Here is a 22,388-nt window from a genome sequence, read left to right on the forward strand (position 1 = left end):
CATCAGGCAGTTCGCAATGTACTGCCTCTTTGAAAAACAACCCCGATGAGGTGTGCGAAATGACTCTTCAAACTATCAAGGCTTCGGTACTGAAGTTCGCCAAAGATGAAGACGGCCTGACCATTGTGGAATACGCCGTGGCCGGTGGGTTGATCACGGTGGCTGTGGCGGCGATGTTCGTCTTGCTGGGCAGCGCCGTGAACACCCGGATTACCGCACTCTGCGCCGCGGTCAAGGGCTCTGCCTGCTGACAACCGCTCCCTTTCGGGAATGGGATGAAGCCCATCGAGGCGCCGGTTTCAGCATTGCCTGATAAAGCTTCGAAGTATTTGCTCAATGGGCTTCGCATTGTTCTTTATCAGCCGGTTTTATGACCGTTGAAGTGAGGTAAATGACATGAAAGTTCAAAGACTCAGAACTTCGATAGTTAAGTTTATCGATGATGAAGACGGCCTGACCATTGTGGAATATGCCGTGGCCGGTGGGCTGATTACGGTGGCGGTTGCCGCGATGTTTGTTCTGCTGGGCGGTGCGGTGAATGATCGGATCACTGCGCTCTGCGCCGCGGTAAAAGGCTCTGCCTGCTAACTCCAACCGCACGATGGAGACGCATCATGTCCATGGAATTGCTGATGTCGACGGTATTGCTGCTAGGACTACTGGGTGTGGCGGTGGTGAGCGATCTGCTTCGCCACCGCATCCCCAACACGCTGGTGCTGTTGGGCCTGGCCTTGGGATTGGCCAGCCAGATTTATACAGACGGGATTGGCGGGCTCGGCGACAGCCTGTTGGGCATGCTGATCTGTTTCGCGCTGTTCCTGCCCATGTACGCCGTCGGTGGCATGGCTGCCGGTGACGTCAAGCTGATGACCATGGTCGGCAGCTTCCTGCCCTTTCATTACGCACTGTGGGCGGCGCTGTTCAGCCTGATCGCCGGCGGTGTGTGCGGTTTCCTGATCGTCCTGGCTCGCGGCCAACTGCTCCAGACCCTGCAGCGCTACTGGTTGAGCGTCCGTGCGCAGGCGTATCTGGCGCCTGGGTCGGATGAAGTGGCCGGCAAACCTTTTCCTTACTCGATTGCGATCCTGATCGGCACTTTGAACAGCGTTTACTGGCAGCTGGTTGCCGGTGGCTGGGGAGTCTAGTCATGCACGTCATTAACGATAGCGATGCCTACCCCAGCGAACGGGAAGCAGTACAGCGGTTGGCGCCGCAGCCGAGCTCGATTCGCGACACGGGGCTGACCGACAGTTTTCTCGGCGAGCTGGTGTGCAAACATCTGCACGATGCCGGTGTGTTGGACATGTCGCGGCTGGTGGAGCGCCTGGCGCTAACCGGCGCGGTGCTGGAAGAAGTCCTGGCGTTCCTGCGCAAGGACGGTCGCGTCGAAGTGCTGGGCCAGTTGGGGCAATCGGGTGGACAGACGCTGCGTTATGGCCTGACCGAGCGCGGCCGCAGTTCGGCGCGTGACGCCCTGGCCCGTAGCGGCTACATCGGCGCGGCCCCGTTCCCGGTGAGCACCTATCGCTCGCTGATCAAGATCCAGACCATTCACCATGGCCGCATTACCGCCAAGGACATGAATCACGCCCTGGCAGGCATGGTGTTGAGCCAAGGCATGCTCGACCAGTTGGGCGTCGCCCTGAATTCCGGGCGGGCAATTATGATCTACGGCCCGGCGGGCACGGGCAAAACCTACGTCAGCAGCCGATTGATCCGGCTGTTCGCCGAGGCGATCTGGGTGCCCCATGCCATTGTCATCAACGAGTCGGTGATCGAGATCTACGATCCGCAGGTGCACCAGCGCCTGGATGACAACGGCCAATCGAACAACCTGATGCTCAACGAAGGCATCGACCGCCGGCTGCTGTGCTGCAAACGCCCGATCGTCATCACCGGCGGCGAGCTGAACATGGAACAGCTGGACGTGCGCTACGACCCATTCACCCGGCAATACCAGGCGGCGTTGCAGCTCAAGGCCAGCAATGGCCTGTTCATCATCGATGACATGGGCCGCCAGCGCATGGCCCCGGCCGAATTGCTCAATCGCTGGATCGTGCCCATGGAGGAGAAGCGCGACTTCATCAACCTGGGCGGCGGCCGGCATTGCGAATTACCGTTCGACCTGGTGCTGGTGTTTTCCACCAACCTCAATCCCCTCGAATTGGCCGACGAGGCCTTCCTGCGGCGCATTGGCTACAAGGTGCAGTTCGGCTACCTCAAGCCCGAGGAATACGAACAAATCTGGCGCCAGGAGTGCGAACGCCTGGGCATTCCTTATGACCCGCTGTTGGTGCGCTATGTCCTGCAGCGGTTGTATGCAGCCGAAGGCATGCCGCTGGTGCCTTGCCATCCCCGTGACCTGTTGAACATGGCGCTCGACCGTCAGCGTTACCTGGGCGGTTCCGGCCCCCTGTCGCCGCAAGAGCTGGAATGGGCCTGGCACAACTACTTCGTTCAGCTCGACTTCCTTTGATCTGGAGATACCGACATGAGCTCTCGTACGCTTCCGCTGATAGGCATTTCCCTGGTAATGGGCCTTGGTGCCGCATGGATGGCTGACTCCTGGTTGAGCGCGCGACTCAACGCGACCCCCGACGATCACTTGCGAAGCGTGGTGGTCGCTACGGTGGAAATCCCCTTTGGGCAAATGGTCGAGGCCCAGCAAGTCACGACCGTGCGCATGCCCATGGACACGATCCCGGACGACGCCTTCGATTCCAGCGAGCAGGCCGTGGGCAAGATCGCCACCTTCGACATCCTGCGCGGCGACATCGTGCGGGGTGCGCGTCTGAGCGAGCACTTGGGCGGCAGCACCCTGGCTTCGCTGATCGCACCGGACAAGCGGGCCATATCGGTGCGTGTGGATGATGTGGTCGGTGTCGGCGGGTTCCTGCTGCCAGGCAACCGGGTCGACGTGTTGGCGACCAAGACCACCAACGCCGGCAGCAACAGCGCGACGTCCCGGACCCTCCTGGAAAACCTGCGGGTGCTGGCGGTAGACCAGACCGCCGGCACGGACAAGACCCAACCGGTAGTGGTGCGGGCCGTGACGCTGGAAATGTCGGCCACCGAAGCGGAATTGCTGGTCACCGCGCAGACCGAAGGCAAGCTGCAATTGGCCTTGCGCAATCCGTTGAACCTGGAGAAAAAAGCCGTGGCCGTTGCGCCGCCAGCCCCTGCGCCGGTCATGGCGATGGCGGCGGCCCCAATGCCAAAACCTGTGATGCAGCGCAGTGCCAAGCCGCAAGGCGGGGCGATCACGTTGATCCGCGGGGTTGAAAGCAGCGTGATCAATGTCCGCTGAGTGATGCCTCCATGCCAGGCCGTTAAAGGTCGTGGCGATGCCGATCCTCAAACGTTGTAATGAGGGCTCGATGATGAATGCCAATATCCGGCGCCAGGGAGGGGCGGTGAGTGTTTTGATGGTGATAGCGTTGGCGGCGATTGCCATGATGGCGGCCTTGGCCCTGGATGGCGGGCACATGCTGCTGAACAAGACCCGTTTGCAAAATGCCGTGGATGCCGCGGCTCTGGGCGGCGCCAAGACGTTGAGCCAGGTGACGGGCGGCATGAACATGGCCAGCACGACGCGCGCCGCAGCCTTGGATACCTTGAGCAGAAATGCCAGCGCCGTGGGCAACGCCGAACTGGCCACCGCCGTCGCCGGCAATCCGGGTGCTTTTGCGGCGGTGGAATTGTCCAGCAGTGTCTATGGCCCTTTCTCTTACCCCGGCCCCACGGACGCCAAGTACGTGCGGGTGTCGGTTGCCAACTATCAACTCAACGGTTTTTTCTGGAGTTTCGTCCAGTCGATGGGCAGCGGCGGCTTGGGTGGCAAAGCCGTGGCGGCGATCGCCACCGCCGGGCCCAGTCCCACTTCACCTTGCGATGTGGCACCCCTGATGGTCTGTGGCGACGCCAGCCAATATGACCCCGCCGCGGGTAACTTCTGGAGCTACCACTTTGGCGACCTGGTGGTCTTGAAGACGGCGGCGGGCAATACCTCACCGATCGGACCGGGCAACTTTCAATTGCTCGATTTCGGCTCCGGCGGCAGTTCGGTTCGTGAGGATCTGGCGGGTGGCGGCTCGGTCTGCCGTGCCGTTGGAGACAACGTCCAGACGTCCCCAGGTAATACCGTCGGCCCGGCGTCCCAGGGACTGAATACACGCTTCGGCATCTACAACGGCCCGGTCAGTGCGTCCGACTATCCGCCGGATCTGATCACCGCTTCGAGCTCACCGGCGATGACCTACAACGATGCGCTCTCACAGGCGCAATACAAGGGCAAGCCGGTTGTTTCAAGTAGTGGCGATCTTTCGGCGGGCGGCGAGGAGATACAGGACTACAACGACTGGCGGACCCAGGTCGCCGCGTGTGTGGCGGGAAGCGGCAGTGGCTGCCAGAGCAACGGGGTGTTCGAGCGCCGGATGCTGAAAATCGTAGTGGGCAACTGCACCGGCAAACAAGGGGGCTCGACTTCTATTCCTGTTCTGGGGTTCGGCTGCTATTTCGTCGTGCAGCCCATGAGCGGCGGTGGCACCCAGGCGCAGATATTCGGCCAGTTCGTCCATGAATGCGAGGGTGACAACGTCCCTGGCCCGACGCCGTCCAACGACGCTGGCCCGCAAATCATCCAGCTCTACAAAACCTATCTCAACGGCAGCGGCACGCCGAGCACCGACTCGTAGGAGGCGTCATGGGACTTTCTCATTTCAAACCAGCGCAAGCCCAGCAAGGCGTGGCGCTGGTGGAGTTCACCCTGGTGCTGCCGTTGCTGCTGTTGTTGCTGCTGGCCTTCGGCGAGTTCGGTCGCATGCTCTACCAGTACAACGTGCTGTTGCAGGCCAGCCGCGATGCCGACCGCTTCGTCGCCAGCCAGGCGTGGAACTCCACCCTCGGCGCCGTCGCCTTGGGCGGCACGCTCCTGACCCAGACGAAAAACGTCGCGGTGTATGGCGTGCCCAGCGCTACTGGAACCGCCGTGGTGTCCGGGTTGACCACGGCTAACGTGCAGGTCGCCGCCGTGGGCATTGATCATGTGCGCGTCACCATTACCTACACCTTCTGCCCGGTGATTGGTGCGGGCAGTTGCAATGGGTCGATCCCCGGTTTTTTTGGCAACGCCATTCCGCTGGGCATCCAGTTGGTGGCGACCACCGTCATGAGGGCGCTCTGATGAACAATAAGCACATGCGCGGCACGTACGTCGTGGAGTTCGCCTTCGTTGGCCTGCTGGTGTTCACCCTGCTGTTCGGGGTGCTGGAAATGGGCCGGTTGTATTTCACCGTCAACGCCCTGGATGAAGCCGCACGGCGCGGTGCGCGTCTGGCGGCGGTGTGCAACATCAGCGACCCGGTGGTGTTGCGCCGGGCCATCTTCAACGCCGCAACGGACGCCGGGACCAGTCAACTGATCAGCAGCCTGGCGACCACGAACCTGGCGCTGACCTACCTGGACGTCGATGGCGCCGTGGTGGCGAACCCCGGCGACACGTCCAGCGCCACAGGGTTTCGTGCCATCCGCTATGTCCGGCTGAGCGTGCAGAACTTCGTTTTCAACCTGTTCATTCCCGGCTTAGGCGTGCCCATCACCTTGCCCACGTTCCGGGCAACCTTGCCACGCGAAAGCCTTGGGCGTCATTCCGATTCCGGGGAGATCACACCATGCTGAACACCAGGGAAACTCCGCTTTCGACCGCGACTGGCAGAGCCGGGCTGCGGATACTGATCAGCAGTCGCGATGCCACGTCCCTGCGCGACCTGCAATGCGTCTGCCAGCGCATGCCTGGCCTTGAAGTGAGCACGCGCCTGGTCAGCAACGGCCATGTCGACCCGCTCTACGGCCTGGACCGCATGCCCGACCTGCTGCTGCTACGCGTCAGCCACCTGTGGCGTGAAGAACTGTCGGCGTTGCTGCAACGTCCGGCCCATGAACGTCCGCCGATGCTGGTGTGTGGCCCTTTGGGTGAGCAGGAGGGCATGCGCCTGGCAATGCAGGCCGGCGCCCGGGACGTGCTGCCCGAACCCATTGCCGATACCGAATTGGTGGCGGCGTTGAATCGCCTGGTCGCGGATGTGCGCCTGGGCAGTGGCAACGAGGGCAAGCTGGTCGCCGTGATCAGCGCCAAGGGCGGCTCCGGCGGAACCCTGGTGGCCTGCAACCTGGCCCAGCAGCTCAGCGCCCGGGCAGGCAATACCTTGCTGCTGGACATGGACCTGCAATTTGGCAGCGTGACCCATTACCTGGACGTGGCGCAGTCCCACAGCCATCTGGAAGTGCTGCAGCAGATCGATGACATGGACAGCGTCGCGCTGCGGGGTTTTTGCAGCCACTTCAGCCCGACCCTGCACGTACTGGGTGGCCGGGCTGGCGAATTGTGCCTGCCCCAGGACGCCCAACCGGAACAGCTCGACGCCCTGTTGCAACTGGCCCGCGCCAGTTATGACTGGGTGGTGGTGGACCTGCCGCGGCAGATCGATCACCTCACCGGTTCGGTGCTGGAACAGGTGGACCGGGTGTACGTGGTGGTGCAACAGAGTGTCAGCCACCTGCGCGACGCCAGTGCCCTGGTGCGCATCCTTCGCGAAGACCTGGGCGTGCGCGGGGATCAGTTGCAGATCGTGATCAACCGCTATGACAAAAACGCCGCCGTCAGCCTCAAGGACATCGGCGAGGCCCTGCGTTGCACGAACCTGTCGAAATTGCCCAATGACTTCAACCTGGTCAGCCAGAGTCAGAACACTGGCGTGCCGTTGGGGCTGCATGCGCCGAAGGCGGCAATCACCGCCGCCCTGCGCGATTTGACCGAAGACCTGGTCGGTCACCAGATGGCCACAGACAAGGGCCTGCTTAAACGTGCCTTCAACCGTTTTTTCGGGGGATGACCCATGATCAGCGACTTTCGTAACCGCTTGCGCAAACAGCCCATCAAACCTGGCGCTTCAGCCGACGCCCAGCCCGGCGACGGCCAGCCGGACCCGACAGCCGCGTTGATGGCCTGGGAGCAGGCCATCCCTGACGTGCTGTACGAAACCCGCAGCCAGGTCACGCCGGTGGAGGCCGAGTGGCGGGAAAAGATCTACCAGCAATTGCTCAAGGTCATGGACCTGTCGTTGCTCGATGCCCTGGAACAAGTCGAGGCCGCGCGGCAGATACGCGATATCTGCCAGCGTCTGCTCGAGGAACATTCGGCACCGGTGAGTACCGTCAGCCGTCAGCTGATCATCAAGCAGATCACCGACGAGGTGCTCGGCCTCGGGCCGCTGGAACCGCTGTTGGCCGACCATAGCGTGTCCGACATCCTGGTCAACGGGTTTGCCTCGGTCTATGTCGAGCGCTTCGGCAAGCTGCAGCGCACCGACGTGCGTTTTCGCGATGACCAGCATTTGCTGAACATCATCGACCGCATCGTTTCCAGCTTGGGGCGACGTATCGACGAGTCCTCGCCCTTGGTGGACGCCCGGCTCAAGGACGGTTCGCGGGTCAACGCGATCATTCCACCGCTGGCCATCGACGGTCCGAGCATGTCGATCCGGCGCTTCGCCGTGGACCTGCTCAACACCGACAGCCTGATCCAGGTCGGCACCATGACCCCGGCCATTGCCTTGCTGCTCAAGGCCATCGTTCGCGGGCGCCTGAACGTGCTGATCTCCGGCGGGACCGGCAGCGGCAAGACCACCATGCTCAACGTGCTGTCCAGTTTCATTCCCCACAACGAACGCATCGTCACCATCGAGGATTCGGCCGAGTTGCAACTGCAGCAACCCCACGTGGTACGCCTGGAAACCCGCCCTTCGAACATCGAGGGACGCGGCGAGGTGAGCCAGCGGGAGTTGGTGCGCAACAGCCTGCGGATGCGTCCGGACCGCATTGTCATTGGCGAGGTGCGCGGCGCCGAGGCGCTGGACATGCTCACGGCGATGAACACCGGCCACGACGGCTCCCTGACCACCATTCACGCCAACACCGCACGGGATGCGTTGGGGCGAATCGAGAACATGGTGTCGATGACCGGGGCGACGTTTCCGATCAAGGCCATGCGTCAACAAATTGCCTCGGCCATCGGTGTAGTGATCCAACTGGAGCGTCAAGAAGACGGCAAGCGACGCGTGGTGAGCATGCAAGAGATCAACGGGATGGAAGGGGAGATCATCACCATGACCGAGATTTTCTCCTTCGTGCGCCAGGGCATCGGCGAGCACGGCGAGGTGCTTGGGGAGTATCGGCCCAGTGGCATGATCCCGGCCTTCCGCGATGTGCTCGCCAAGCGCGGCATCGAATTACCGCTGGCCCTGTTTCGCCCTGAGTGGATGGAGGGCCGCACGTCATGAGCAATATCCCCAGTGAGTTCATTCTGATTTTCCTTGGCATGGTATTCATCGCCGTGTTCCTGCTGTCCCAAGGCGTGGTAGTGCCGGTGTTCGGCGAGGCCGGGAAAATGCGCAAGCGCATTCGCGGGCGCCTGCATGTGCTGGAGAAGGCCAACCACTTGCCCAACATGCAGACCGTGTTGCGGCAGAAATACCTGACGCGCCTGTCCCCCTTGGAAGCCCGCCTGGAACAGCTGCCGTTCATGGCCAACCTGACCCAACTGATCGAGCAGGCCGGGCACGAGTACCGGGCTTATCGGGTGATGCTGCTCGGTCTGATCCTGGGGGGGGCGGCCGGTGCCTTGGTACTGATGCTCTCGCAGGTCTGGTGGCTGGCGCTGCTGGCGGCATTTGCGCTGACCTGGCTGCCGGTGCTGAAAATCCTGCGTGACCGCAACAAGCGTTTCGCCGCGTTCGAGGAAGGTTTGCCAGATGCACTGGACGCCATGTGCCGGGCCTTGCGTGCCGGGCATCCGTTCAACGAAACCCTGCGTCTGGTCGCCGAGGAGCACAAGGGGCCGGTCGCCCAGGAGTTCGGCATGACGTTTTCCGACATCAACTATGGCAACGATGTGCGCCGGGCCATGCTCGGCCTGCTGGAGCGCATGCCGAGCATGACGGTGATGATGCTGGTGACCTCGATCCTGATCCACCGCGAGACCGGCGGCAACCTGACCGAAGTGCTGGAGCGCCTGAGTCGCTTGATTCGCGGGCGTTTCCGTTTCCAGCGCAAGATCAGGACGCTGTCGGCGGAAGGGCGCATGTCGGCCTGGGTGCTGGTGGCGATCCCGTTCGTGCTGGCGATCGCCATCGTACTCACCAGCCCTAGCTACATGCCGGTGCTGATCAATGACCCCATAGGGCACAAGCTGATCATCGGCGCGTTCTGCGCCATGTTGATCGGGATTTTCTGGATAAAAAAAATCATCCGGATCCAGGTATAAGCGCTGTTGCGCCGAGAGGTTTGAGTCATGGACTTTTTGCTCGGATTGTTGAGTCGGTTTACCGGCAACGAAGAGCTGGCACGCCTGTTGTTCGTCACCGTGGTCGGCGTCAGTACGGTGTTGGCGGTCGTCGCGCTCATGCTATTGATGCTGGGCCTGCAGGATCCGGTGCAGCGGCGCCTGGCGCTGATCAAGCGCGGTTACGCGGGCAACACTGTGGGACAGGAGGCGCCCAGTAACCTGCAGCTCTTGCTGGAACGGGTTGGTCAGCGCTTTGCCTCGACCGATCAGGCCCACACGTCCGCCACCCAGACCTTGCTGACCCATGCCGGTTACCGGTCTGCCTCGGCGGTGCAGATGTATTGGGCGGTGCGCCTGATGTTGCCGTTGTTGATGGTTGGCGTTGCGTTGTTGCTGCTGCCGATGGTCAAGGTTTCAGTGGCCATCGGCCTGCTGGCGGTGACCCTCGTGGCGGGCATTGGCTGGTTGCTGCCGGCGATCTACGTCGGCAAACGCAAGCAGGCACGGCAAGGCCGGCTGCGTGCCGCGTTCCCGGATGCACTGGACTTGATGGTGGTTTGCGTCGAGTCGGGCCTGGCCCTGCCCACGACGATCGAGCGGGTGGCCGAAGAGATGTCGGTCAGCCAGGTTGAACTGGCCGAGGAGCTGGCGCTGGTCAATGCGCAGATCCGGGCGGGCATCACCAGCACCGAAGCGCTCAAGCAACTGGCCGTGCGTACCGGACTGGAGGATATCCAGGGTTTGGTCAGCCTGCTGGCGCAGAGTATCCGTTTCGGTACCAGCGTGGCCGATACCCTGCGGATCTACGCCGATGAGTTTCGTGACCGGCGTACCCAGGCTGCGGAAGAAATGGGGGCCAAGATTGGCACCAAGCTGATCTTTCCGCTGATTTTCTGCCTGTGGCCGAGCTTCTTCCTGGTTGCCATTGGTCCGGCCATGATCGGTGTGTTCAGGGCTTTCGGGAATATGTAGATCGGTGGTCTTATGTTCACCACAGTCCCATTGTGGGAGCGAGCTTGCTCGCGATGGCGGCCTGACGGCTGGCCTTGCTCTTGTTGACCGGGGGCCGGGTACATATCCATTCCTGCGGTAACGGCTGCTTAGGGTTCCGCCCTGACGGCGGCTCACTTTTGAGAAGCCCGGAAGCCGGCCCAGTCAAAAGTAAGCAAAACGCTCTTGCCCCACCACTCGGCACCTCGCCTAGGCTCGGTGTGCCCTCTCTCCGGCATTGCTCCGTGGGCCGCCGCGAAGGGCCATCCATGGCCGCGGCTATCCCGGCATCCATGCCGGGATGCCCACTACGCAATGCCTACGTTCGGCGATCGTGGTTAACGGGGCGCCCGAGATCAACGTCCACCCCGAGGCGGCCTAGTAGCCGACCTGGCTCTCCCGGTCGTACACCCATCAGCTCTGTTTGAGCAGGACCTGTGGGAGCAAAGCTTGCTCGCGAGGCGGCCTGACAGCCGACCTGGCTCTCCCGGTCGTACACCCATCAGATCTGTTTGAGCAGGACCTGTGGGAGCAAAGCTTGCTCGCGAGGCGGCCTGACAGCCGGCCTGGCTCTCCCGGTCGTACCCCGATCCCATTGTGGGAGCGAGCCTGCTCGCGAAAGCGGTGGGTCAGTTTGCATGGATGTTGGAGATGAAGGCCGCTTCGCGAGCAAGCTCGCTCCCACAGGTGATCTTGGGTGTCCATGAGTCTTGTGTTCACCCCAGGTCCATTGTGGGAGCGAGCCTGCTCGCGATAGCAGTGGGTCAGTTGCATGAGTGTTGGGTGTCAGTCCGCCTTCGCGAGCAAGCTCGCTCCCACAGGTGATCTTGGGTGTTCATGAGTCTTGTGTTCACCACAGGCCCATTGTGGGAGCGAGCTTGCTCGCGATAGCTGTGGGTCAGTTGCATGAGTGTTGGGGGCCCCAGGTTTTTCCGACGGTCAGCCAAAAGACCGCAGCCCTCGGCAGTTCCTACATCGGATCAAATGTAGGCGCTGTCGAGGGCTGCGGTCTTTTCGTTTCCTGTGTTTTTCATTTACTGCTGGTGATATCGCCTCCCGAGTCCTGGTCAAAGAATTCCGGGATCGGATAGGTGAAGCTGTTGAGCCAACGCTGCATGGCCATTTCGCGTTCGGCGGCCGAGGCGGTTTGCAGGTTGGTGGAGGCCGCCACGCCGCGAATCTGCAGTTGCATCCAGCTCTCGGTGCCTTGCTGTGCGGGCGAAGAGGGGCCTGGTTCAATGGCCCAGGCGCTGCTGGAAAGGCTCACCATGCAGGCGATCATCAATTGTTTGGTCATCATTTCTTGGACTCCTCGTAACGCTCTACTTGACCGCGCCGGTTGAGGCGTCGACAACCTCGGTCAGGCGGTTGGCTTGTGACGTCACTGCGTTAGCGGCCGAACCCCTGATTTTTTCCGCACGGGCTTGGGCATCTGCCACTTGCTGGGGGCTCAGCTTGGCCATGTTCGCGAGCTCGGCGGCCTGCTTCCAGTTATCCTGGTAGATCAGCAGGGTCACCATATTGAGTGCTGCCAGCGAGTCTGACTGCTGGAGCTCCATCGCGGTCATGAACTCGAAGCGGGCTTCTGAAACGCGTCGTTGGTTGAGGTAGACGACCCCCAGGTCGTTGCGGATCTTGCCTTCGGTCGGGGCCATTTTCGCTGCGCGTTCGAGGTATTGCGTAGCGGCCGCATTGTCATTTCTGGCGGCTGCCAACTGGCCAAGGCCATGTTCACCGTCTGCGGCCAGGCATGTCCCGAGCAGGCTTTTGTACAACGGTTCGGCCTCGTTGCGGCCCATCAGGCGCAGCACCCGAGCCTTGCGCAGGCGGACCTGGACCAAGTCCTCGGGCAAGCGTTCGAGGTTCGCCAGGCTGGCGTACAAACGACCTTCGTTGGCCATGTCTTCGGCCATGTTCAGGGCCAGTTCCTGGTCGGATCCGGGCTTGGCGCAATCGGCCGTGCGTGAAGCCACTACGCTGTTGCTGGCACAGCCGACAAGCATCAAGCTCGCCGCTATTGCGATCACTGCTTTCATTGAATGCCCCTTGGCAACCCGTTGGATATCGGATGCCTTGCCCATCAGGTGCCGGCTCATTGGGAAAGCCCGCTGCGGTTGTCGAACTCGCCATGTTCGAGGAAGTACATGCGGTAGAAATTCGGGTCGTAATTACGCAGTTGCTCGCCCGGCAATGTCGGCAGTTGCGCATCGGCCGCCAACGGTTGGACCAGGTGCGGCGTGACGATCATCAGCAGCTCGCGCTCTTCGCGGTTGATGGAGTTGTCGCGAAAGAACGCGCCGAGAATCGGCACATCGCCCAGCCCCGGAAACTTGTTCACCTGGGAGCTGTTGCGCGTGCTGATCAGGCCGCTGATGACGAAGCTTTCGCCATCGGCCAGGGCGATACTGGTATCGGTACGGCGTACCGTGAGCGCCGGAACCAGCGTCCCGGCGATGTTCACCGCGTTGGTGAAGTCCAGCTCACTGACTTCCGGTGCCACCTTCAGCATGATGCGATTTTTGCCGATGACGGTGGGCGTCAGGGTCAGGCGGATGCCGAACTCCTTGTACTCGATGGACACGTTGTCGCTGCCGGCACTGGGCACCGGGATCGGCACTTCGCCACCGGCCAGGAAACTGGCGCTCTGCCCACTGAGGGCCACCAGGCTCGGCCGCGCCAGGGTATAGGCGAAACCGCTGCCTTCCAGTGCGTTGATCATCAACAGCGTTTTACCGGTGGCAAAAGACAGGTTGAACATGTCGTTATTGACCGGTAATGAAGGCCGGACAATACCGCCGACGGTGGGCAATGTCCTCGGCGAACCGAACAGGAAGTTGCCACGGGTGCCGAAAATCGACGTCGAGGCTTCCTTGAGCTTGGTCCGGCTGACTTCAACGAAACGAATGTCGGTCTGCACCTGGGCGAGCAGCATCGGGTCTTCGGAAGGGATGCTCGCTGCGCTGGTCAGCGCCTCGGTGGCCCGGCCTTTGACAAAGACCATGCTCTGGCGCGGTATCTTCGAACAGTCGGTCCAGACCATCAGGCTGGTGGCGCCTGGCGCCAGGCCCGTGAGAATAAACGCATCGCTGCCACTGGGCTGCACATCGGCAATTTTCGGGTCGCCGACTGCCAACTTCGTCACGGGGGCGAGGATGCGCAGTTCGCTCTGGAGCCCTTGGCCGACCTCGAAGGTTGCCGGCAAATTGTCCAGTTGCGAACAATTTGCCGCTGCGGCCTGGGCCGCATCCAAGCCAAGACCCATCCAGAACAGGCCATGAATGAAATGTTTTAGAACGGGAGCAGTACGATGGGTCATGAAGTGATCCTCGATGAAGAGACCATCCCTAGGCTTAACTATTTGCCTCGGATCACTTAAGAGGCCCGGGCTACCCCTTTCCATCTAGCCTGATGGTCCATTGGGTCCGGTTTCAGGCCTCGTCGCTTACCAGCAAACGGGCGCATTTCACCGGCCTGACTGACCGACAGGCTGCTTGCAAACGACTTTTCGGTACCCGGGGGCTCCGGGATTTTCGAAGGCAACGACGGTGTCGATCAGGTCGCTTCAGGAGCGTTTTGCCGACCCTGTCATCGCTTCTGTTTGACGGTAGTTCAAGCATGGCAAAGCGCCACGCCTTGAATAAAAAAAATGACTAAAAAGTGACGGAAGGGAAAAACTCGCGCAAGCGTGCGTCAATAATCTGTCTTTTTGTGTTGTGAAGGGGATTTGCAGGAGCCAGATCTGACAGGGGGAGGCGAGGCCTGCGAGCCATTGCTGGTCGCAGGGGCTGGCGGATATCAGGCCACGTGGTAGTGCACTGACAGTGTTCCTTTCTTCTGCGAAAGCGAGGCGATGGTGACTGTTCCCAGGTCCTGCAGGCGCTGCACGTGAGTGCCGCCGCAACCGTAGGCGGCAAGCTCACCGAAACCGACTTCGCGCAGGCCTTCGCGTAACGTGATCAGGCGCGGCAGGTCGTTGGCAATCCATTCGTCGATGCCTTGCTGAATGATCGAGATGTCCAGTTCCTGAGGATTTTCCCCCGGCTGGAACTGCACGCGGCTTTCACCGGGCCAATGGTGGGCCTTGATCGGCGTCCAGCCACGGGTCTCGGCGAAATGGCCGATCAGATGCCCAGCCGAGTGCAGGCGCGCATTCAGCTGCCGACGCTGCGCATCCACGCTGATCGCAGCCGTGCCCAAGGCCACCGGACGGTCGACGTAATGGACGATCTGTGGCCCTTCCTGGACCACGCGCAGCACCTGGCTTTCACCGATCCATCCGGTGTCGCAGGGCTGACCGCCACCCTGGGGGTGGAACAGCGTGGCGTGCAGCACCACGGCAAACTCATGGTCCCGGGGGCTGCAATCCAGGACTTCCACGTTGGCCTTGAGGTCATCGCTATGGAAAAAGAGGCGAAGCGTCATGTGCCATACCCACATCAGAAATTGTGACGGGATTATAGATAGAGCGTAAAAGGGTGATAATCCGTTCAAATTTCAATGGACTGTTGCGCCATGAGCACAAATCTACCGTTGCCGTTGCTGGCCGAAATGGCCATCTTCGTCAAGGTCGTGGAGACCGGCAGCTTCTCCGAGGCGGCCCGCCAGTCAGGTTCATCACCGTCGGCCATCAGCCGCAGTATTTCTCGCCTGGAGAAAGCCCTGGCGACCCGTTTGTTGCAACGCACCACCCGCAAGTTGCGTTTGAGCGATGGCGGGGAAGAGGTGTTCAAGCGCTGTCAGGAAATGGTTGCCGCCGCTCGGTCGGTGATGGAAATCAGCGGGCAGTTCACCCAGGAGGCTGAAGGCCGCATCCGCGTCAGCGTACCCAAGGCGGTGGGGCGTTTCGTGATTCATCCGCACATGCCCGAATTCTTGCGTCGTTATCCGAAGGTCGATGTGGAGCTGTTCCTGAAGGATAGGCAGGTTGACCTGATCGACGATCATGTCGACCTGGCCATCCGGATTACCGATCAACCTCCGGTCGGGCTGGTGGGGCGTCAGTTGCTGACCATCGATCACCTGCTTTGCGCCACGCCGCAATACCTGGCCGAACATGGGACGCCCACACATCCTCATGACCTGTTGGAACACAGTTGCATTTACCTGGGGGCAACTCCGAACGATGCGCGGTGGAAATTCAAGAAAGGCAGCAAGTCCGTTACCGTCGGCGTGCACGGGCGCTACGCGGCCAATCACACGGGTGTGCGGTTGGGGGCCGTCTTGCAGCACATCGGCATTGGCAGTCTGCCGTACTTCACCGCCCGCCATGCCTTGGAGCAAGGCTTGATCGTGCAGGTATTGGCCGACTGGACGTTCCTGGCTTCCTATCACGGTGGCTTGTGGTTGCTGCATTCCCCGACTCGCTACCTGCCGCCCAAGCTGCGGGTGTTCATTGATTATCTGGTGGCGTGCCTGGAGAAAGAGCCGACCTTGAGCACGGTGGGCGGCGGGAGTGGCCCTAGCAAGGTCGTGACGGGTTATGAGTTGCCGGAGAGTGATGGATTGTTTTGACCGGCCCCATCGCGAGCAAGCTCGCTCCCACAGAAGCCGCAGCTCACCATCGCTCACCTGTGGGAGCTTGCTCGCGATGAGGCCCGTCCAGGCAATACACTTTGGCAAGGCAAAAAAAAGCCCGCCGGGTTAATCGTGCGGGCATTTGCATGACGGATCGCAATCAGTGCTTGCTGTCCTGGTCCGACATCGCCAGCAATTGCTTTTCCTGGTTCCAGTCGAAAGGCTCGTCGTTTTGCTCGGCTTCGAAACGACGCTCCTCCAGGGCCTGGTACAGGGCGATTTCTTCGTCGGGCATGTAGTGCAGGCAGTCACCGGCGAAGTACCAGAGCAGGTCGCGAGGCACCAGGTGGGCGATCTGTGGGTAACGGACGATCACTTGGCACAGGAGGTCCTGGCCCAGGTACTGGCTTTCGATCGGGTCGACGGGCAGTTGCGCGCGCAACTCGTCGAAGCGCTCCAGAAACAGGGCATGGCTTTCTTCGGGCACCTGTTCGGCCTCACCCACGGCGACCAGGATGCTGCGCAAGTGGTCAAGCAAGACAAGGTGATCGGCAACGACATTGGACACGAGATAAGTCCTCAAGAGCAAAACGGGCGCAGGAGTATAAAGCCCTTGCGCCTGCTTTTATAGATGAGGAGCGTAGCTGGCCGTCAGGATCAACGGACCTTGTCCTGCGCCAGCGTCAACTCGTCCTTATCAAAATCATCCACATCGATGACCTTGCGCCGCGCCGCCTCGGCAGCGCGCAAGGTCTGCGCTTCACCGGCTTGCAGCACGCCGGCCTCCAGGGCCGCATCGATGAGGGGTTCGCCTGGCGCAGGGTTGAGCTGACCCTGCTTGAGCGCCACGTGCAGTTTCTTGTGCAGCGGATGGGCGGCGGCCAGCAGGTCGGCGGCGTGTTGCAGGGCGCCCACCGGATCATCGGCTGATTGTGGGCGATAGCAGCCCTGCAGCAACTCTTCGAGGGTCGGGTCACCCTTGGGCCGACCGATGACCGCCGCCACCTCGGCGTCGAGCCTGTCGCTCGGGCCCTTGTGACGGCGACCGAAGGGGAACACCACCAGGCGCAACAGGCAACCCAGCACCCGGTTCGGGAAGTTGCTCAGCAGTTCATCCAGCGCACGTTCCGACTGGCCCAGGCTTTCCTCCATGGCCCAGGTGAACAGCGGTGTCATGTGGTCCGGCGAGTCCAGGTCGTGATAGCGCTTGAGTGCGGCGGACGCCAGGTACAGGTTGCTCAATACGTCGCCCAAGCGGGCCGACAAGCGTTCCCGGCGTTTGAGTTCCCCCCCAGCAGCATCATGCTCAGGTCCGCCAGCAGGGCGAACGCCGCAGCCTGCCGGTTGAGGGCGCGGAAATAACCTTGGCTCAAGGCATTGCCGGGAGCCTTCTCGAAATGCCCCAGGCCGAGGTTGAGCACCAGGGTGCTGGCGGCGTTGCTCACGGCAAAACCAATGTGCTTGAGCAGCAAGGCGTCGAACTCGACCAGCGCCTGGTCCTTGTCTTCACGGCTTGCCAGGGCCATTTCCTTGAGCACGAACGGATGGCAGCGAATGGCGCCCTGGCCAAAGATCATCAGGTTGCGCGACAGGATGTTCGCGCCTTCGACCGTGATGAATATCGGCGCACCTTGCCAGCTGCGACCCAGGTAGTTGTTCGGGCCCATGATGATGCCCTTGCCGCCATGCACGTCCATGGCGTGGCTGATGCACTCGCGGCCGCGTTCGGTCAGGTGGTACTTGAGAATGGCCGACAGCACCGAAGGCTTTTCCCCCAGGTCCACGGCGTTGGCGGTCAGCATGCGTGCAGCATCCATCATCCAGGCGTTGCCACCGATGCGCGCCATGGCTTCCTGGATACCTTCGAACGCCGACAACGGTACGTTGAATTGCTCGCGCACCTGGGCGTACTGGCCCGTTACCAGGCTGGTGAACTTTGCAGCACCGGTGCCCACAGCCGGCAGGGAAATCGAGCGCCCGACCGACAGGCAGTTCATCAGCATCATCCAGCCTTTGCCGAGCATGGCCTGGCCGCCAATGAGGAAGTCCAGCGGGATGAACACGTCCTTGCCCCAGTTCGGCCCATTCATGAACGCGGCGCCAAGGGGTAGGTGACGGCGGCCGATATGCACGCCAGGGGTGTCGGTGGGAATCAAGGCGAGGCTGATGCCCAGGTCTTCTTCGTCACCCAGCAGGTGGTCGGGGTCATACGCCTTGAAGGCCAGGCCCAGGAGCGTGGCCACCGGGCCGAGGGTGATGTAGCGCTTTTCCCAGTTCAGGCGCAGGCCCAATGTTTCCTGGCCTTCCCATTCACCCTTGCAGATGACGCCGGTGTCGGGCATCGCCCCGGCGTCGGAGCCGGCCAGTGGCCCGGTCAGGGCGAAGCAGGGAATATCGTCGCCACGGGCCAGTCGCGGCAGGTAATGGTCGCGTTGTTCGTCGGTGCCGTAGTGCAGCAGCAGTTCCGCCGGGCCGAGGGAGTTGGGGACCATCACGGTGGAAGCCAGGTCGCCGCTGCGCGTGGCCAGTTTCATCGCCACCTGGGAGTGGGCATAGGCGGAGAACCCCTTGCCGCCGTATTCCTTGGGAATGATCAGTGCGAAGAACCCGTGCTCCTTGATATGGGCCCAGGCTTCAGGCGGCAGGTCCATGGCCTGGCCGATCTGCCAGTCGCTGACCATTGCGCAGAGGGCTTCGGTGGGGCCGTCGAGGAACGCTTGCTCCTCCTCGGTCAGTTGCACCTTGGGGTAGGCCAGCAGCAAGTCCCAATCCGGGCGGCCGCTGAACAGTTCGCCGTCCCACCACACCGTGCCGGCGTCGATGGCGTCGCGCTCGGTCTCGGACATGGGCGGCAGGGTTTTCTGGAACCAGTCGAACATCGGCGCACTGAAATACCGACGGCGCAGGTCCGGTAGCAGCAGCGGGGCCGCGACAGCTGCGAGTACCACCCAGAGGATCAGCAGCAGCCAGCCGGGCGCATGGCTGAAAATGCCCATGGCCAACAGGTAGACCGCGACGATACCCAGCGCGGGCAACGGGTCGATGCGCCGATGCGCCAGCCAGGCGATCCCGACGACCAGGACCAGTATCCACAACAACAGCATATGTAATCCTCCGTGAACCAAGGCAAAACCGACCTTCAGAGCTTAGACGGCATCTGCAAAACCGGCGGTCAGCGCAATGTGATTGATTTCGTGGGAAACCCTGGGTGCATTGCGCCAGTCTGGTTGGCAACAGCCGTGGGAAATCGTTCGTTAACAAGGTGAGAAAACGCCATTGTTTGGCCGGAATGCCGTTATCGCTGGCCGGGGGCTGTGGATAAACTCGAGGCAAGCGGTGATGTTTCCCGAGAGGTCTTCCCTTTATGCAGCAATACCTGAACCCCGGCCCCTTCATCGACAGCGATCACCCCGCGGTCATCGACTTCACCGAAACCCACCGCGGCACCGACCGCGACCCGCTGGCCCAGGCGGTCAGCCTGTATTACGCCGTGCGCGAGGCGGTGCGCTACAACCCCTATACCTTCAGTCGCGACCCGGCGACCCTGCGCGACAGTTACGCGCTGGCTGCCGGCGAAAGCTATTGCGTGCCCAAGGCTACCTTGCTGGCCGGCTGCGCCCGGCATTGCGGCATCCCGGCGCGCATCGGCCTGGCGGATGTCCGCAATCACTTGTCCACGCCGCGCTTGTTGGAATTGCTCAGGAGCGACGTGTTCGCCATGCACGGTTATACCGAGCTGTACCTGAACGACCGCTGGGTCAAGGCCACGCCGGCATTCAACCAAGGGCTGTGCGAGTTGTTCGACGTGGCCCCGCTGGAATTCGACGGTCGCCACGACAGCGTTTTCCACCCGTTCAACCGGCAAGGGGCGAAGCTGATGGAATATGTCACCGACCACGGCCAGTTCGCCGATGTACCCGAAGCGTTCTTCTTCGAACACCTGGAAAAATGCTACCCGCACCTGTTCGGCGCGCAGGTGCCGTGCTTGCTCGGTGACATGCAGGGTGATTTGAGTCGCGCCTGATCCGGCGTATGCTGCGGCGGCATTTATCCATCGAGGGACGCCGTGATGCTGAAGATATGGGGCCGGAAGAATTCATCGAATGTGCGCAAGGCGTTGTGGTGCGCAGAAGAGTTGGGGCTGGCCTACGAGGCCATTGATGCGGGCGGGGCATTCGGTGTGGTGGACACGCCCGAGTACCGTGCGAAAAACCCCAATGGTCGGGTGCCAATGATCGAAGACGATGGCTTCGTGCTCTGGGAATCCAACACCATCGTGCGTTACCTGGCTGCTCGCCATGCGTCGGGTTCGGCCTGGTACCCCGCTGACATACAGGCACGGGCCCAGGCTGAAAAATGGATGGACTGGACCACCTCCAGCTTTGCCGCACCGTTTCGCACGGTGTTCTGGGGCGTCTTGCGTACCCCGGCCGAGCAACAGGACTGGGCGGCCATCAACGCGGCGATCAAAGAGTGCGACGACTTGCTGGCGATGGTCGAGCAGACCTTGAGTGAGCAGCCCTACCTGTCGGGTGATGAAATCGGCATGGGCGACATTCCCCTGGGCAGTTTCATTTATGCCTGGTTCGAGATGCCCATCCAGCGCGCTGCGCTACCTAACGTGCAGGCCTGGTACGCGCGGTTGCAGCAGCGTCCGGCCTACCGCAAGGCTGTCATGACCGCGTTGACTTAATACTTACTATCGACACACTTGACTGTACTTGTGCGGCGACGCCGAGCACCATTGCCTTCGTGCGCCGTGGTTGCATTGCTCGCCGCCCGCCCTTATCTATTCTTTTCCTCCCTCCCTTCTTGGTGCGTAATCCGATATGAGTTCCGCTCTGTCCATCCGGCAGCTAACCAAAACCTACGGCAACGGTTTCCAGGCCTTGAGTGGTATCGATCTGGATGTCGCCGAAGGTGATTTCTTCGCCTTGCTCGGCCCCAATGGTGCCGGCAAATCCACCACCATCGGCATTCTTTCCACGTTGGTGAACAAGACCAGCGGCACGGTGAACGTCTTTGGTCATGATCTGGACCGCGAGCCCGCCGCCCTCAAGCGCTGCATCGGCGTGGTGCCCCAGGAATTCAACTTCAACCAGTTCGAGAAGACCTTCGACATCGTCGTGACCCAGGCCGGTTACTACGGCATTCCGCCGAAGATCGCCAACGAGCGCGCCGAGCAGTACCTGACCCAACTGGGCTTGTGGGATAAGCGCGACGTGCCGTCTCGTTCATTGTCTGGCGGCATGAAGCGGCGCCTGATGATTGCCCGTGCGCTGGTGCATGAGCCGCGCCTGTTGATTCTCGATGAACCGACTGCCGGCGTGGACATCGAACTGCGTCGTTCGATGTGGGCCTTCCTCACCGAGCTGAACCAGAAAGGCATCACCATCATCCTCACCACCCATTACCTGGAAGAGGCTGAACAGTTGTGCCGCAACATCGGCATCATCGACCACGGCACCATCGTCGAGAACACCAGCATGCGCCAGTTGCTCAGCCAACTGCATGTGGAAACCTTCCTGCTGGACCTGAAAAACGACCTGACGACGGCGCCCCGGCTCATGGGTTATCCGGCCCGCCTGGTGGACAGCCACACCCTGGAAGTCCAGGTGGACAAAGCCGTGGGTATCACCGGGTTGTTCGCCCAGCTGGCCTTGCAGAACATTGAAGTGCAGAGCCTGCGCAACAAAACCAATCGCCTCGAGGAGTTGTTCGTGTCCCTGGTGGAGAAAAATCTGGCGAAGGTGGCGGTATGAGCATGAGTTCCGAACTGCGCCCCAACCTCATCGCCCTCAATACCATCGTTTACCGTGAGGTTCGGCGTTTCATGCGGATCTGGCCGCAGACGCTGCTGCCGCCGGCCATCACCATGGTCTTGTACTTCGTGATCTTCGGTAACCTGATCGGCCGGCAGATCGGCGACATGGGCGGCTTCACGTACATGGACTACATCGTGCCGGGGCTGATCATGATGTCGGTGATCACCAACTCCTATGGCAACGTGGTGTCGAGTTTCTTCGGCAGCAAGTTCCAGCGTTCGATCGAAGAGCTGATGGTCTCACCGGTGTCGCCCCATACGATCCTCATCGGCTATACCCTGGGCGGTGTGCTGCGCGGCCTGGCGGTGGGCCTGATCGTGACCCTGCTGTCGTTGTTCTTCACCCATTTGCAGGTGCATCACCTGGGGGTGACGGTATTGGTGGTGGTGCTCACGGCCACGATCTTTTCGCTGCTGGGTTTCATCAATGCCGTGTTTGCGCGCAACTTCGATGACATCTCCATCATCCCGACGTTCGTGCTCACGCCGCTGACCTACCTGGGCGGAGTGTTCTACTCGATTTCCCTGCTGCCGCCGTTCTGGCAGACCGTGTCCCTGGCCAACCCGGTGCTGCACATGGTCAATGCCTTTCGCTACGGCATCCTCGGGGTATCGGACATCAAGATCAGCATCGCCATTACCTTCATGCTGGTGGCGACCTTGGTGCTTTACATCGGTTGTGCGCGGTTGCTGGTCAGCGGGCGCGGGATGCGTACCTAA

Annotated in this window: 22 protein-coding genes and 1 pseudogene; 17 read left to right on the forward strand and 6 right to left on the reverse strand. The window is 61.4% G+C overall.

The features are described from left to right. The first annotated feature begins 59 nt into the window (after window positions 1–59). From AB4O09_RS09525 to AB4O09_RS09580, 12 genes are all read left to right on the forward strand, one after another. Entirely contained in the window at window positions 60–251 is a 192-nt protein-coding gene (locus AB4O09_RS09525) for a Flp family type IVb pilin (protein ID WP_003204342.1), read from the forward strand. A 145-nt stretch (window positions 252–396) separates the two neighbouring features. After that, window positions 397–588 carry a Flp family type IVb pilin gene (locus AB4O09_RS09530; protein WP_003204340.1) on the forward strand — a complete coding sequence of 64 codons (192 nt, stop codon included), beginning with the start codon at window positions 397–399 and terminating at the stop codon, window positions 586–588. A 26-nt stretch (window positions 589–614) separates the two neighbouring features. Beyond that, entirely contained in the window at window positions 615–1,145 is a 531-nt protein-coding gene (locus tag AB4O09_RS09535) for an A24 family peptidase (RefSeq protein WP_003204338.1), read from the forward strand. Between the two features lie 2 nt (window positions 1,146–1,147). Then, window positions 1,148–2,476 (forward strand): P-loop NTPase family protein, encoded by a 1,329-nt coding sequence (locus AB4O09_RS09540; protein ID WP_003204336.1) that lies wholly within the window; start codon window positions 1,148–1,150, stop codon window positions 2,474–2,476. A gap of 15 nt (window positions 2,477–2,491) precedes the next feature. Then, entirely contained in the window at window positions 2,492–3,307 is an 816-nt protein-coding gene (gene cpaB, locus AB4O09_RS09545) for a Flp pilus assembly protein CpaB (RefSeq protein ID WP_003204334.1), read from the forward strand. Between the two features lie 70 nt (window positions 3,308–3,377). Next, on the forward strand, window positions 3,378–4,694 hold the full coding sequence (locus tag AB4O09_RS09550) for a pilus assembly protein TadG-related protein (protein WP_027911502.1): 1,317 nt from the start codon (window positions 3,378–3,380) through the stop codon (window positions 4,692–4,694). Window positions 4,695–4,702: 8 nt separating this feature from the next. Continuing rightward, on the forward strand, window positions 4,703–5,182 hold the full coding sequence (locus AB4O09_RS09555) for a TadE/TadG family type IV pilus assembly protein (RefSeq protein ID WP_003204330.1): 480 nt from the start codon (window positions 4,703–4,705) through the stop codon (window positions 5,180–5,182). Beyond that, window positions 5,182–5,676 carry a TadE family protein gene (locus tag AB4O09_RS09560; RefSeq protein WP_013694016.1) on the forward strand — a complete coding sequence of 165 codons (495 nt, stop codon included), beginning with the start codon at window positions 5,182–5,184 and terminating at the stop codon, window positions 5,674–5,676. Before AB4O09_RS09555 ends, AB4O09_RS09560 begins: the two co-directional genes overlap by 1 nt. Further along, a complete protein-coding gene (locus AB4O09_RS09565; RefSeq protein WP_003204325.1) occupies window positions 5,670–6,890 on the forward strand; it encodes an AAA family ATPase in 1,221 nt (406 codons plus the stop codon). The genes AB4O09_RS09560 and AB4O09_RS09565 overlap by 7 nt, the downstream gene beginning before the upstream one ends. 3 nt (window positions 6,891–6,893) lie before the next feature. After that, on the forward strand, window positions 6,894–8,336 hold the full coding sequence (locus AB4O09_RS09570; protein ID WP_003204324.1) for a CpaF family protein: 1,443 nt from the start codon (window positions 6,894–6,896) through the stop codon (window positions 8,334–8,336). Then, window positions 8,333–9,319: a type II secretion system F family protein gene (locus tag AB4O09_RS09575; protein WP_003204322.1), complete on the forward strand. Its 987-nt coding sequence runs from the start codon at window positions 8,333–8,335 to the stop codon at window positions 9,317–9,319. Before AB4O09_RS09570 ends, AB4O09_RS09575 begins: the two co-directional genes overlap by 4 nt. A gap of 27 nt (window positions 9,320–9,346) precedes the next feature. Next, window positions 9,347–10,312, forward strand: a complete 966-nt coding sequence (locus AB4O09_RS09580) for a type II secretion system F family protein (RefSeq protein WP_003204320.1) — start codon at window positions 9,347–9,349, stop codon at window positions 10,310–10,312. A gap of 1,048 nt (window positions 10,313–11,360) precedes the next feature. On the opposite strand, the gene AB4O09_RS09585 is transcribed toward AB4O09_RS09580, so the two are convergent. From AB4O09_RS09585 to AB4O09_RS09600, 4 genes are all read right to left on the reverse strand, one after another. Beyond that, complete coding sequence (locus AB4O09_RS09585) at window positions 11,361–11,630, reverse strand: DUF3613 domain-containing protein (protein WP_060614062.1); 270 nt, start codon at window positions 11,628–11,630, stop codon at window positions 11,361–11,363. A 22-nt stretch (window positions 11,631–11,652) separates the two neighbouring features. Further along, window positions 11,653–12,366, reverse strand: a complete 714-nt coding sequence (locus AB4O09_RS09590; RefSeq protein ID WP_003204317.1) for a tetratricopeptide repeat protein — start codon at window positions 12,364–12,366, stop codon at window positions 11,653–11,655. Between the two features lie 56 nt (window positions 12,367–12,422). After that, on the reverse strand, window positions 12,423–13,646 hold the full coding sequence (locus AB4O09_RS09595) for a type II and III secretion system protein family protein (RefSeq protein WP_003204315.1): 1,224 nt from the start codon (window positions 13,644–13,646) through the stop codon (window positions 12,423–12,425). 479 nt (window positions 13,647–14,125) lie between these two features. Next, window positions 14,126–14,752 (reverse strand): serine-tRNA(Ala) deacylase AlaX, encoded by a 627-nt coding sequence (locus AB4O09_RS09600; protein ID WP_028237402.1) that lies wholly within the window; start codon window positions 14,750–14,752, stop codon window positions 14,126–14,128. Between the two features lie 90 nt (window positions 14,753–14,842). Between AB4O09_RS09600 and AB4O09_RS09605 the strand changes: the two genes are divergently transcribed. Further along, window positions 14,843–15,841 carry a LysR family transcriptional regulator gene (locus AB4O09_RS09605; protein WP_038859758.1) on the forward strand — a complete coding sequence of 333 codons (999 nt, stop codon included), beginning with the start codon at window positions 14,843–14,845 and terminating at the stop codon, window positions 15,839–15,841. A gap of 163 nt (window positions 15,842–16,004) precedes the next feature. Here the strand turns inward: AB4O09_RS09605 and AB4O09_RS09610 are convergent, their stop codons facing one another. Both AB4O09_RS09610 and AB4O09_RS09615 read right to left on the reverse strand, forming a co-directional pair. Beyond that, complete coding sequence (locus tag AB4O09_RS09610; RefSeq protein WP_003204309.1) at window positions 16,005–16,412, reverse strand: PA2817 family protein; 408 nt, start codon at window positions 16,410–16,412, stop codon at window positions 16,005–16,007. An 89-nt stretch (window positions 16,413–16,501) separates the two neighbouring features. Then, window positions 16,502–18,948, reverse strand: a pseudogene (locus tag AB4O09_RS09615) (acyl-CoA dehydrogenase). Between the two features lie 260 nt (window positions 18,949–19,208). On the opposite strand from AB4O09_RS09615, the gene AB4O09_RS09620 reads away from it, so the two are divergent. The 4 genes from AB4O09_RS09620 (at window position 19,209) to AB4O09_RS09635 (ending at window position 22,388) form a co-directional block, all read left to right on the forward strand. Next, the gene (locus tag AB4O09_RS09620; RefSeq protein WP_460108129.1) at window positions 19,209–19,868 is read left to right on the forward strand and encodes a transglutaminase-like domain-containing protein; all 660 of its coding nucleotides are present in this window, start codon (window positions 19,209–19,211) and stop codon (window positions 19,866–19,868) included. 45 nt (window positions 19,869–19,913) lie between these two features. Further along, a complete protein-coding gene (locus tag AB4O09_RS09625) occupies window positions 19,914–20,537 on the forward strand; it encodes a glutathione S-transferase family protein (protein WP_003204303.1) in 624 nt (207 codons plus the stop codon). 136 nt (window positions 20,538–20,673) lie between these two features. Next, complete coding sequence (locus tag AB4O09_RS09630) at window positions 20,674–21,606, forward strand: ABC transporter ATP-binding protein (protein ID WP_003204301.1); 933 nt, start codon at window positions 20,674–20,676, stop codon at window positions 21,604–21,606. A 2-nt stretch (window positions 21,607–21,608) separates the two neighbouring features. Next, window positions 21,609–22,388, forward strand: a complete 780-nt coding sequence (locus tag AB4O09_RS09635) for an ABC transporter permease (protein WP_003204300.1) — start codon at window positions 21,609–21,611, stop codon at window positions 22,386–22,388.

Source organism: Pseudomonas sp. H1_F01, assembly GCF_054681425.1.